The 12,838-nt window shown below is 62.7% G+C and carries 9 protein-coding genes; 4 read left to right on the forward strand and 5 right to left on the reverse strand.

Annotated elements, in window-relative coordinates; all coding sequences use genetic code 11:
* Positions 1 to 41 precede the first annotated feature (41 nt).
* The gene (fepB, locus tag QM596_RS16585) at positions 42 to 1,037 is read right to left on the reverse strand and encodes a Fe2+-enterobactin ABC transporter substrate-binding protein (RefSeq protein WP_019747062.1); all 996 of its coding nucleotides are present in this window, start codon (positions 1,035 to 1,037) and stop codon (positions 42 to 44) included.
* A gap of 66 nt (positions 1,038 to 1,103) precedes the next feature.
* Here fepB and fes point away from each other — a divergent pair, with 66 nt between their 5' ends.
* Complete coding sequence (gene fes, locus QM596_RS16590) at positions 1,104 to 2,339, forward strand: enterochelin esterase (RefSeq protein WP_283309468.1); 1,236 nt, start codon at positions 1,104 to 1,106, stop codon at positions 2,337 to 2,339.
* A gap of 15 nt (positions 2,340 to 2,354) precedes the next feature.
* Here the strand turns inward: fes and QM596_RS16595 are convergent, their stop codons facing one another.
* From QM596_RS16595 to QM596_RS16610, 4 genes are all read right to left on the reverse strand, one after another.
* A complete protein-coding gene (locus tag QM596_RS16595) occupies positions 2,355 to 2,768 on the reverse strand; it encodes an HIT family protein (RefSeq protein WP_019747060.1) in 414 nt (137 codons plus the stop codon).
* Positions 2,769 to 2,834: 66 nt separating this feature from the next.
* Positions 2,835 to 4,256, reverse strand: coding sequence for an adenylosuccinate lyase (gene purB / locus QM596_RS16600; RefSeq protein WP_019747059.1), 1,422 nt, complete (start codon positions 4,254 to 4,256; stop codon positions 2,835 to 2,837).
* Between the two features lie 91 nt (positions 4,257 to 4,347).
* Positions 4,348 to 4,953 carry a TetR/AcrR family transcriptional regulator gene (locus QM596_RS16605; RefSeq protein ID WP_211918298.1) on the reverse strand — a complete coding sequence of 202 codons (606 nt, stop codon included), beginning with the start codon at positions 4,951 to 4,953 and terminating at the stop codon, positions 4,348 to 4,350.
* A gap of 64 nt (positions 4,954 to 5,017) precedes the next feature.
* Positions 5,018 to 6,178: a pyridoxal phosphate-dependent aminotransferase gene (locus tag QM596_RS16610; RefSeq protein ID WP_283309470.1), complete on the reverse strand. Its 1,161-nt coding sequence runs from the start codon at positions 6,176 to 6,178 to the stop codon at positions 5,018 to 5,020.
* Positions 6,179 to 6,340: 162 nt separating this feature from the next.
* On the opposite strand from QM596_RS16610, the gene QM596_RS16615 reads away from it, so the two are divergent.
* The 3 genes from QM596_RS16615 to QM596_RS16625 are packed head-to-tail and all read left to right on the forward strand — an operon-like array spanning position 6,341 to position 12,792.
* Complete coding sequence (locus QM596_RS16615; protein WP_019747056.1) at positions 6,341 to 7,951, forward strand: ABC transporter substrate-binding protein; 1,611 nt, start codon at positions 6,341 to 6,343, stop codon at positions 7,949 to 7,951.
* Between the two features lie 54 nt (positions 7,952 to 8,005).
* The gene (locus tag QM596_RS16620) at positions 8,006 to 11,374 is read left to right on the forward strand and encodes a serine hydrolase (RefSeq protein ID WP_259117443.1); all 3,369 of its coding nucleotides are present in this window, start codon (positions 8,006 to 8,008) and stop codon (positions 11,372 to 11,374) included.
* Between the two features lie 20 nt (positions 11,375 to 11,394).
* A complete protein-coding gene (locus QM596_RS16625) occupies positions 11,395 to 12,792 on the forward strand; it encodes a serine hydrolase domain-containing protein (protein ID WP_021342978.1) in 1,398 nt (465 codons plus the stop codon).
* The last annotated feature ends 46 nt before the right edge of the window (positions 12,793 to 12,838 follow it).

Raw genomic sequence — 12,838 nt, forward strand, 5'->3', positions numbered from 1 at the left:
TCGGGGTGAAAGGCCTAGTACTTATGTCCAGTACTTATGTCTCAGCTGAACTGCTCGACCAACCGGTTCACCATGTTGGTTGCGCTGTAGTAGTCGAGACGGAAGGTATCGAGCCCCACGGCATAGACATGGTGATCACGAATTGCCGGATGCTGCGCCAACAGGGGAAGTGCCTCGACCGCTTTCACCGCACCGTCGTCGGCGCTGACCAAGATCAGGGTGTTGCCCGCGATACCGTCGTAGAGGTTCTCGGCCGAGACCTGAATGATGTCCTTGCGCTTACCCATGGATTCACTGCTCTTCGCAGACTCGGGAATGTCGGCGACCGTGAAACCCATCGCCGTGAGCAACTTCGCCTGCCCGGACTCGTGCGTCCAGATATTGGCGCCGCTGCCGTCCTCGTAGTAGACGAGCGCGGTGGTCGGCTGCGGGGGAAGTGTGACCTTGGCCTTCGCTGCCTCTACTGCGCTGTCGAATTTCGCGACCGTGGCCGCTGCGTTGTCTTCGAGACCTGTCGCTTCACCCAGCACGGCGGCCACTTCCTGCCAACTACTTCCGCCGTAGTCCACCACGATTGTCGGAGCGATGGCCGTGAACTGTTCGTACAGATCGACGACGGAGTCACCTCCGGTCGCCGAGACGACGATGAGGTCCGGGTTCTGGGCCAGAACGGATTCTGCGTTCGCTCCGCCCATCGGCAGCACTGCGAGTCCACGTTCTCGAGCTATGTCGCCCCACTGTGTGAACAACCCCTGCGCATCCGATACGTCGGTGTTCGGTCCCGTCGATGCGGTAGCCACCACCGGAGCGTCGATCGACAACAGCGTGCCCGTCAGCGTCACACTGGTCGAGACGATCCTCTCCGGCTTCGACGTGATCTCCACCGGCCCCTTCGGCGTTTCCACCGTGCGGGGCCAATTACCCTGCGATGCAGCCGAATCAGCACCGGAATCGGCATCCGCAGAACTACATCCGGCGAGAGCGAACCCTGCCACCAAGACTGCGGAGAGCACCTTCAAGGCGCGCGATTTTTTCATTGTGACGCCCACTGGCGGACCACTCCTCGAATTCAAAAGCCCATGAAATTAGGTTAGGCTGTGCTCATGCTAACTCAGGCGGTGACAGAATTGTCCGCTTCCCTCGCGGCCTCGCCCGACATCGACACCTTCTGGAACCGGATAGTGCAACAAGGCACGCCGATCATCGAAAGTGTTGACACACATACAGTTCGAGTAACTTTCCTCTGGCGACAGCCCGAGGAGACGGAAGTCGAGCGCGTCTACCTCGACGCAAACTCGTTGACCGACCATCACACGGAACAACTCAGCGTGATGCAACGGATCAGTGAGAGTCCGGTGTGGTTCTACGCCGCCGAAGTCTCGAACACCTGGCGCAGCAGTTACAGCATCATCCCGGCGCCGAAGTCCGTAGTCGACGAATTCGATTATCCGGGAGCAGGCAAGGAAGACACGACCCGCCGCACCCGCTGGTTGGGGTTGCTCGAACACCGAATTGCCGACCCACTCAATCCGCTTTCCGCAGGCGTGGACACAAGGCGTTCCGTCGCTGAGATGCCCTCGGCGCCGGTCCAGTTCGGTTGGGATGCTCCAGTTTTCAGGAAGTCGATACAGCTCACCTGGGCCAGTTCGACGTTGGACGTCGAGCGGCCGGTGTGGATCTACGAGACCGTGGACGACGGATTGACACCGCTCGAAGAACGGCCGCTCGTGATACTTCTCGACGGGCGCCACTGGGCCGAGGTCATGCCAGCAGGTGCCGCCTTCGATCGTGCAGTCCAGACCGGCAAACTGAAGTCCTGCGTTTTGCTGGCCATTGATTCCGTTGACAATCAACGTCGTTCGAAGGAATTGCCGTGCAACCGCGACTACTGGAGTGCAGTCGTCGACGAACTACTTCCACAGGTGCGCGCCGTCGCACCCTTCTCGTCTGATCGAACGCGAACGGTGGTGTCAGGGCAGAGTTTCGGCGGCCTGGCCTCGATGTTCGCAGCACTCGAATTCCCCGAACACTTCGCGCTGGTCGCCAGCGGGTCCGGTTCATTCTGGTGGCCGACAGGCTTGAAGCGCGGCGAGGACGGTCCGCCGGGTGGAGACATCGCCGCACGCATCGAGCGCGATGGCGTGCCGGACGGTTTACGCGTTGTCCTCGAAGTAGGTAGGCACGAGTCCGACATGGTCGGGCACAGCGCAGCGGTCGCACAGGCGTTGAAGGCTGCCGGAGCGCAAGTGTCGTATCGGATCTTCGACGGCGGCCACGACTGGTTGTGCTGGCGCAGTGTCCTTCTGGACTCCGTTGTCGAACTGATCGGCAGTCCCTGAAAGTGGCCGGTGCCGCTAGTTCAGTGCACCGCGAATGACGGCAGCCGTGCTGTCGAGAATTGCCCGATTGGGCGTGCGAGGTAGCGCACGCAGGCCGAAGCCGTCGCCGCGATTTCGCGGAATGACGTGCAGATGAACATGGAAGACTTCCTGCCCCGCAACAGCTCCGTCAGAGAGATGCAGATTCACTCCGTCGACGGGGAGAGGTCCGGTACGCATCGCTGCGGCGATCTTCTGTGCGACGGAAAAGATCCTGGCACCGTCGTCGGAATCGAGCGTGGACAATCCACTGGCGTGGCGCTTCGGCACGACCAGGAGATGGCCGGATGTGAACGGCCGAATATCCATGAAGGCAAGGACATTCGCGTCGTCGTAGACGACGCTGGCCTCGGCCTCACCGGCGATGATGGAACAGAAGATGCAGTTCATGCTCTTCGACCCTGTGCGCCTTTTCGGTAGTGGTGACTACCGAAAAGGCGCACGGGGGCGTAGCCCTTACAGAATCGGCGACGGCGCATACGCCGCAGCTTCGGGGTTGGCGTCGACAAGCTTCTGCACCTCGGCGACAACGGCGTCGACCTGAGCAGACGCGGCGCCGACAAAGGCCGCCTTGTCGGCCAGAGCCTCGTCGAGTGCGGCGCGGTCGAGCGGCAAACGATCGTCGGCGGCAAGGCGATCGAGCAGGTCGGGCTCCTTGCCTTCCTCACGCATCGCCAGCGCAACTGCGACGGCGTTCTCCTTGATCGCCTCGTGGGCGGTCTCGCGTCCGACGCCCGCGCGCACCGCTGCCATGAGAACGCGGGTCGTGGCGAGGAACGGCAGGTAGCGCGTCAGTTCCTTCTCGATGACGGCCGGGTACGCGCCCATCTCGATCAGCACGGTCAGGAAGGTCTCGAACATGCCGTCGATCGCGAAGAACGCGTCCGGGAGAGCGACGCGGCGCACGACGGAGCAGAAGACGTCGCCTTCGTTCCACTGTGCACCCGCAAGCTCGGCTGCCATGGAGCCGTAGCCGCGCAGGATCACCTGAAGTCCGTTGACTCGCTCGCACGAGCGGGTGTTCATCTTGTGCGGCATCGCCGAGCTGCCGACCTGGCCGGGCTGGAAGCCTTCGGTGACCAGCTCATGGCCGGCCATCAGGCGGATCGTGTGTGCAAACGACGACGGGCCCGCGCCGACCTGGACGAGCGCGGAGATGACGTCGTGGTCGAGGGAACGCGGGTACACCTGGCCGACGCTGGTCAGTACGTGAGCGAATCCGAGGTGCTCCGCGACCTTTGCTTCGAGCTGCTCGAGCTTGGCCGCATCGCCGTCGAGGAGGTCGAGCATGTCCTGAGCGGTACCCATCGGGCCCTTGATCCCACGCAGCGGGTAGCGGTCGATCAGCTGACGCAGACGTGTCAGTGCAACGAGAAGCTCGTCGGCCGCGGAAGCGAAACGCTTGCCCAAGGTGGTGGCCTGAGCTGCGACGTTGTGCGAGCGGCCGGCCATCACGATGGACGAGTACTCGGCAGCGCGCTCACCCAGACGGGCGGCGACGGCGATACCGTGGTTGTAGACGTGTTCGAGAGAACGCACGATCTGCAGCTGCTCGACGTTCTCGGTGAGGTCACGGCTGGTCATGCCCTTGTGGACCTGCTCGTGTCCGGCGAGTGCATTGAATTCCTCGATGCGTGCCTTCACGTCGTGGCGGGTGACCCGCTCGCGGTCCGCGATGGACGCCAGGTCGACGTTGTCGATGACGCGCTCGTAGTCGTCGATGGCGTCGGCCGGAATGTCGATGCCCAGCTCTGCCTGCGCACGCAACACCGCCACCCACAATTGGCGCTCGAGCACGATCTTGTACTCGGGAGACCACAGAGCAACAAGCTCCGGGCTGGCGTATCGGTTGGCAAGGACATTCGGGATGCGGCTCACGAGGCCTCAGTCTAACGGTGGCCGAGCAGTGCTGTTACCCCCGAGCTAGAGCAGCTGTCACCCCCGAGCTAGAGCAGCTGTCGCCCCCGAGCTAGACCGGCGGCGCCATCACGTCGATCGATTCCAAGAGCATTCCTCTGGCCAACCCGCGTGGGTCTGGGTCGTACTCCCCGAGCGCCGTGATCATCGCGCCGTCGACCATCGCGACAAGACGGCGCAATTGCCCCTCGGGAGCCGTTCGGCCCGAGCGTCGAAGCGCATCGGTCAACAGGTCGTCGAGCTGGGCGCGTAGGCGCAACTGCACGTCACGAAGCGCGGGATGACGGGCACACGCCACAAATCGTTCGTAGCGCGAGATCAATCGTTCGCGGCTCTCCGGCCGCTTCTCTTCGTCTCCGAGCAGCAGCTCGACCAAAAGTTCGACGGTTGATTCCGCGCCCCGCCGACGTTGGGTCACCGCAGCCACTCTGGCGCGCATCGCTTCCATGTCGGCGTTGCCGTTGAGCTCGACGGCACACGCGATCAGATCGTCGAGTGAGTCGAAGTAATAGGTCGTCGAAGCCAGAGGAAGGTCGGCCCTGTTTGCCACCGCTCGGTGACGAACGGCGTCGAACCCGCCCTCCAGCAAAAGTTCAGCAGCGGACGCCACCAGAGCTTGGCGACGTCGTTCACCCTTGGGCGTAGCTGCAGAAGACACCACGACATCGTGCCAGCAGAGGGCACCTCCGCATGGCGAAACAGCTCGAAGACCCTGCTGTTTGTTACCCGAGCCACTTCTCGAGGCGGGTCAGCGCCTCCTGGATGTCGGCTGTCGCGCCCGCGAACGAAAGTCTGACCATCCGGTTTCCGTGGACGGTGTCGAAATCGATTCCGGGTGCCAACGCGACCCCGGTATCTGTCAGCAACCGGGCACACCACGCGGTGGCGCCCTCGTCGCCACACAGATAGCCGATATCCGCGTAGACGTAGAACGCACCGTCGGCGGGAGCCAGCTTGGTGATGCCCAGTTTCGGCAACCCGGTCAACAGCAGTTCACGATTGACGGCGTACCGCTGAACGTGCCCGTCCAACTCGACCTTCGCCTCGTCCGAGAACGCCTCGATGGCGGCGTACTGAGAGATCGCGGGCGGACACACCGTCATGTTCGACGCGAGTCGCTGCAGCGGGCGCCGCAAGTACGTCGGCACCAACATCCACCCGAGCCGCCAACCCGTCATCGAGAAGTACTTGGACACCGAGCCGATCACAACGGATTCGCGTGAGGTCTCCCAGGCACTCGACGTGTGCTGATCGCCGTATCCGATGCCGTGGTAGATCTCGTCCGAGATCAGAAGGGTGCCGTGCTGCTCGCACCACGTCGCCAACGCAGCGAGCTCCTCGGGCGAGATCACCGTGCCCGTCGGATTTGCCGGGCTGGCGACGATCAGACCGGCAGGCGGCGACGGCAAGGCCTCGAGCATGTCCACCGTCGGCTGATATCGGGTTGCCGGCCCGCAGTCGAGTTCGACGACGTTGCAGCCGAGAGCGGCAAGGGTGTTGCGGTAGGCGGGATATCCGGGGCGAGCGACCACCACGGTGTCGCCCTCGTCGAACGCGGCCAGGAAAAGCAAGGTGAACGCCCCGGACGAACCTGTCGTCACCACCACGTCTTCGGCGTCGACGGCTATTCCCGATCGCTCGCTGTGGTAGCGCGCAATAGCTTCGCGTAGCGGCAGGATCCCGAAAGTCTCGGTATACCCGAGTAGTTCGGTGCCGAGGATCTCGCGCGTCGCACGTAGCACCGGTGCCGGCGCGGGGGTCGACGGTTGACCGGCAGCCAACGTCAGAACGTCACCGTGCGTCCGCTGACGTTCGGTCGCGGCCTTCCATACATCCATGACATGGAAGGTCTGGATATCTGATCGACGAGATTCTGAGCGCACACCCCGACGGTAGCCGAACCACACTTCCGTGAGAAACGACGACCATCCTTTGTGACGATCCGACAGATTCAGGTGCTCAGCATGAGTCGATTCAACGAGACCTGGGCCACGTCCCTCGCGCAGCATTGATCAACGACATCCTTCGATCAAAAGGTGCATCAGATGAAAGCTCGCTCAGTGCCCACCGCGGCTCTGGTCACGATCGGCGTTCTCACGGTTGCCTCGTGCGGAAGCACCTCTGATCCTGGCGGCGGTACCTCCGGGGACTACGCCAAGGACGGGAGTTTCACGACGATCGTGAACACCGACCCCGGCAACCTTCATCCCCTGATCACCAACCTGACTGCCACGCAGGCAATCAACAGCTATACCAACGACTCGTTGTTGGCCATCGACCCCAAAACCCGTGCAGCGGGCTCGTATCTGGCCGAAAAATGGAGCGAGAACGGAACTTCGCTGAACTTCACCCTCAAAAAAGGGATCACGTGTGAAGACGGTACGACGTTCACTGCCCAGACAGCCGCGAACAACATCAACTGGGTCGTCGACAAGACGAACGGCTCGCCGTGGCTGGGAGCGTCGGTACCCGAAACTGCGGTAGCAACCGCCGATGGCGACGAGCTCACGATCAAGACGGCGGAACCTGCACCCTTCCTGCTCGAGCGCATCGGTGCTCTCAAACTGGCATGCCAGGCAGCACTCGACGACCCCGCCAGTGTTCGCAGCAGCAGCAACGGAACCGGCCTGTTCAAGATCACCGAAGTAGTGGCAAACGATCACGTGACGCTCGAACGCCGCGACGGATACAACTGGGGACCGAACGGCGAAACCACATCGGACACCCTCGGAGTGCCCAAGGCCGTCACGATCAAGATCGTGACCGACGCGGCGACGACGGCGAACCTGGTCCTCACCGGAACGGTGAACGCAGCACCGGTGGCCGGTGCGGATATCGAACGTGTGGAAGCGTCCGGCCTGGAATCGATGACGTCGAACACCTTGAGCGGGCAGTTCATCTTCAACCACAATGCTGCTCTTCCCACCAAGGACGAAGCGGTGCGCAGCGCGCTCGTGCAGGCAATCGATCTCGACGACTACACGGACATCAACACCGGTGGCAAGGGTTCGCGCGCTACGGCATTGGCCGTTGTCGATCCGCGGGCATGTGACTACGACAGTGTCACCGGTGTAGTTCCGAAGTTCGACATGGCCGCGGCGAAGAAGACCCTCGCCGACGCCGGCTGGAAGCCCGGATCCGACGGCGTTCTGACCAAGGACGGTCAATCGCTGCAATTGACGGTCATCTTTGCCAACTACCGCGATACCACTTCTGCAGCAGCAGAATACGCGATGAAGCAGTGGCAGGAACTCGGCGCGAAGGTAGAGCTTCGCGGTGGTGACAACAATTTCATCATCTCCAATACGTTCGCGGCAAAGGACCTGACATCCTGGTCGATCTCGATCGGTCTGACCGTCCAGAGTGACACTCCCAGCATCTTCGTTCCGTACTTCTCCGGCCCGACCCCGCCGGCGGGCGTCAACTTCGCATCGATCGACAATCCCGAGTACACCGAACTGGCTGCGAAGGCATCGGTTCTGCCCGGGCAGGAATCCTGCTCGGTGTGGAAGGAAGCAGAACAGGCGCTGTTCACCTCTTCTGACGTCGTTCCGGTATCCACATCGCCGAACTTCATGTTCTTCAACGGTGCGACGTCCCTGTACGCGCCGATTGGTGGAACCCTGGCGGGCCCAGGCATCCGAGTTCTGAAATAAGCCGGAAGACAAAGCTTTACGTCTGCATCTATTTCTCCGATTCGAAGGATCTACATGACTGACCGTCCATTTGTTCTCGACGACCTCCACCGCGTGGTCACACCCACTGAAACCGCAATCTCGCCCGACGGCACCGTGGTCGTCTTCGTTCGCTCGGAAATTGTTGCCGGAAAGGCAACTACATCGCTCTGGGCAGTGTCCCGCGATTCGCAGGCTCGCCGCCTCACTGCGGGGCCCGCCGATTCGGCACCTCGGTTCTCTCCGGACGGAACCTCGATTGCCTTCCTCCGCAAGGTCGGCGACTCCGCGCAGCTGCACCTGATCCCGCTCGCCGGCGGCGAGGCCGAAACCCTCACCACAGCAGCATCACTCCCCCTCGGTGCCGGCGCACCGGTCTGGAGCCCGGACGGAAAAGCCATTGCATTCGCCGCTGTGATCTCACGTTCGGACTCCACCGATCCGAATGCGCCCATCGTCACCGACCGACTCGGATACAAGGTGGACGGCGCCGGTTGGCTCGGCACCTTCCGTCGCCACCTGCACACCGTCGATCTGGAGACGAAGGCAGTACGACGCCTCACCGACGGTGATTGGAATGCGGACGTACCGTCCTGGTCGCCCGACGGCACGGCTCTTGCCTTCACCGCGAATCTCGAACCGGACAGCGATCTGAACCTCACGTTCAGCGCTTACCGAATCCTCGTCGACGATCTGTCAGTTCCGCCGCAGCGACTCGGTCACGCCACCGGGGTGCAGGGCTCCACACTGTGGCACCCGCAAGGAGATTCGGTCGTCGCCATCGGCACCCCCGAGGTCCGTGTCGGAACTGCCGACCTGATCCGTCTGTCCGTCCCCGGCCCAACTGAGACACCGGTCGACGTCACCCTCACAGCTCATCTCGATCGCAACGTGATGCCCGGCGCGCCCGGTTACCCCGGTGGCACACCGGCACTGTCGAATACTCGCGACGAAATCGTGTTCTGCCTCCGCGATCGCGGATGGACGCATCTGTATGCAGCCGACATCGAAACCGGCACCTCTCGCTCCCTCGTCGCCAATCCCAACGAGGTTGTCTCGGCGCTCTCCGTTGCCCGTGACGCCCGCGTCGCCTCCGTCATCGTCACCACACAGCAGTCCTTCGGCGAGGTCGCACTCGTCGATCTCGACAGCGGCGCTGTCACCACGCTGACAAAATTCACCGCAGAAGCACTCCCCGAGGTGACCCTGTTTGCCGCCGAGGAGCGCGAATTCACCATCTCCGACGGCCGTACCGTGCATGGCTGGTTGCTGTCCGCTCCCGAAACTGATGGCGCTGCACCCCTTCTGCTCGACATTCACGGCGGACCGCACAACGCGTGGACCGGCGTTGCCGATACCTATCACCCCGCCCACCAGGTTCTCGCAGCGCAGGGCTGGCGCATCCTGACCCTCAATCCACGTGGATCGGACGGGTACGGCGCAGACTTCATGTACGCCGTCAACGGCGCCTGGGGTACCTCGGACCAAGCCGACTTCCTCGAGCCGATCGACGCACTTGTCGCCGAGGGACTTGTCGACGGGGACCGCCTGGCGATCACCGGGTACAGCTACGGCGGATACAGCACCTGCCACCTCACCTCGCAGACCGATCGCTTTGCCGCGGCGGTGGCCGGTGGGCTGATCTGCGATTTCAACGCCATGGCCGGAGTCTGCGATTTCGGTCCGCACCTCGCGTCGCTCGCCACCGGCACCACTGTTCCCGAGAACTCCGCGGGGCTCCTGGCAGCCTCACCGCTCGCCGCCGTGAAGAACGTGGTGACTCCGACGCTGATCCTGCACGGAAAGTCGGACGAGCGGTGCCCGCTGGGTCAGGCCGAGGCCTGGTTCGCCGCACTTCGCCAGCAGCATGTACCCACCCGACTGGTGGCGTATCCCGGTGCAAGCCACGGGTTCCTCGTCAACGGCTCGATCTCGCACCGAATCGACTACAGCACACGGCTCATCGAGTGGGTCAAGCGATACACCTCCGCGAAGCTGCCCAAGACCGGCCTGGCCAACGCATCTGCCGGCGCCGACGCGTGGAAGCGCTCACTGGACGTACTGTGTGAGCGTTACGGCGTCACCGGTGCTCAATTCGGTATTCTCACACTCGATTCCAGCGGCAAGGAAATCACCCGTACGACGGTGGCTTCCGGCGTGATCAATGCAGACACCGGGGTCGAGGTATCCACCGACTCCCTGTTCCAGATCGGATCCATCACCAAGGTATGGACCGCGATGCTGGTCATGCAGCTGGTCGACGAAGGCTTGCTCGACCTGGACGCGACCGTCCGGTCGATCCTGCCCGACTTCGCACTGCAGGACGAGGAAACAGCCGCCCGCATCACGGTTCGCGCACTTCTGAACCATCGCAACGGAATCGACGGTGACCTCTTCATCGACAAGGGTCGCGGAGACGACGTCGTCGAACGCTACGTCGAGGGCCTGCGTGACTTCCGTCAGGTTCATCCACTCGAGGACGGCTTCGCGTACTCGAATTCCGCGTACGTCCTTGCAGCTCGTATCGTCGAGGTTCTTCGCGGCGGTATCTGGGACGACATCCTCAAGGAGCGGATCATCGATCCACTCGGCCTCGCGCACACACTCACGTTGACCGGAGATACTCCGAGATACTCTGTGGCAGCGGGCCATACAGGGAACTCCGTCGTGATGCCCGTCTGGCCGATCACGCGCTCGATGGGGCCGGCCGGCTGCATCACTGCCAGCATCGGAGATCTGCTCACGTTCGCGGAACTCGGCCTTCTCGAAGGTCAGAGCGTCGACGGTGTGCGGATCGTGTCGGAGAAATCAGCCGCCGCGATGCGTACACCCGAAATCGATATCAGCGAACTGTTCCCGGACAAGTCGGGCTGGGGTCTGGGTTGGTTCCACGAAACCTGGTCGGGCGAAGAAATTTTCGGCCACGACGGCAGCACCATCGGGCAGCACGCATATCTGCGCATCTTCCCCCGCCACAATGTCGCGATCGCGCTGCTGACCAGCGGCGGCAAAGCAGACGGCCTCTATCGTGATCTCTTCACCGAAGCCGCGGCCGCATTGGTCGGACTCGAACCTCCGCAAGCCCTCGCCCCGAACCCCGCGAGTGTGGAGTCGATTCCGGATTCGGTTCTGGGTAAGTACAGCTCGGGCGGAATAGCAATCGAGTTCCGTCGTGGAGAGTCCGCTGACGAGGCTGTGATCACCGTCATCGGCGACGTCATCCCGAATCCCGAGGAAGACGAAACAGCTCCGAAGAAGCCTGCAGCGGTAGCCACTCTCGTACCGTCGCAGATCCCGGGGACCTGGACCACCCGTCAACCCGGGGCTGCCGGTTGGACGACGGTACGGCCGCACCGCGACGGCGTGTACGTCGGATTCCGCTTCCTACCACGGGTTAACGCGTGACGACGACCGATACACATACGATGACGGAAACACCGAACGCCGAAACACAGAACGCCAGCGAACTCGAGGAATCAAAGATGCAAGAACAGCTTCAGGAACTCGTCGACCAGTGGAGGGTCGAGGCAAACATCCCCGGCGTCTCGGTCGGTATCGTGCACGGCGACAAGGACATCGTCGTCACCAGCGGCATCGAGAGCGTCGAAACCCAGCTCCCGGTCACCGACAAGACGATGTTCATGATCGGTTCCACCACAAAGGTTTTTGCTGCAACAGCCGCGATGGCACTCGTCGAGGACGGCCTACTCGATCTCGACACCCCACTGGTCGAGTACGTCCCCGAACTGATCCTCGCCGACGACGAAGCCACCCGCACAGTCACGATGCGTCATCTTCTGACGCACACCGGCGGATTCACCGGCGACGCCAGCCTCTCGGCAGGCTGGGGTGAAGACGCCCTGGGTCGATCGATTTCACGGCTGAAGGAACTACGACAGGAATTTCCCGTCGGAGAGGTCTTCTCCTACAGCAACTCCGGATTCGTCCTCGCCGGATACGTCGTAGCCAAGATCAGTGGACTGACCTTCGAAGAGCTGGTCAAGCAGCGCGTTCTGGACCCACTCGAGATGAAGAACTCGGCGTTCCTGCCCTGGGACGTGATGACCCACCGGTTTGCACTCGGCCACTACATCCGCGAGGGTGAGCCGTTCGTGTCCAACGAGACCGGACTGGACCGCGGTATGACGCCCTGCGGTGGAATGTGGTCCTCGGTGCGCGATCAGCTCGTCTGGGCACGCTACGCACTGTCGGGCGAACACCCGGGTGAGGGACAGCCGCTCGACGAGTCCACCCGGTTGCTGATGCAGAAGCCGCAACGTCCCGCCGCGATGATGTTCGAGGAAGTCGGCATCGGCTGGCTGCTGACTCGATACGGAACCACACAGGTAGTGCGGCACGGCGGAAACGTCAGCAACCTCCAGGTCTCCGAGTTCTTGACCGTGCCTGAGAAGAACTTCGCCGTCACCGTGCTGACCAACGCACTCGGCGGCGGAATCGGCAAGAAGATCGTCGACTGGTGCATGGCCAACCTCGCAGAGTTGCCCGCGCCGGCATCTCTCGACGTGGTCGAGCCCGAACCCTCTGCCGTCGACGCCGTCCTGGGCAAGTACCAGGCCGGCAACCTGACCATGACCGTCGCCCCCGGTGACGAGGGAATCGGCGTCCGCATGGGCAGCGCGCAGGACCTCGGCGAATACGAGGACATCGTCTGGCCACCGGCGATCCCGATCGCCTTCGTCAACGATCTCGACTTCGCTGCTCGCGCCGACACCACGCGGACGCTGGGGCGCTTCGTCACCGATGACACCGGACGCGCCGTGATGCTCGAATTCGGCGGCCGAACCGCCAAGCGAGTGGCTTGATCCTCTAGACGGGTGACGCGGTCCGATTACGAGGCCGCGTCGCCCG

Origin of the sequence: Rhodococcus sp. IEGM 1406 (assembly GCF_030056745.1) — a bacterium.
Lineage (GTDB): Bacteria > Actinomycetota > Actinomycetes > Mycobacteriales > Mycobacteriaceae > Rhodococcus_F > Rhodococcus_F erythropolis.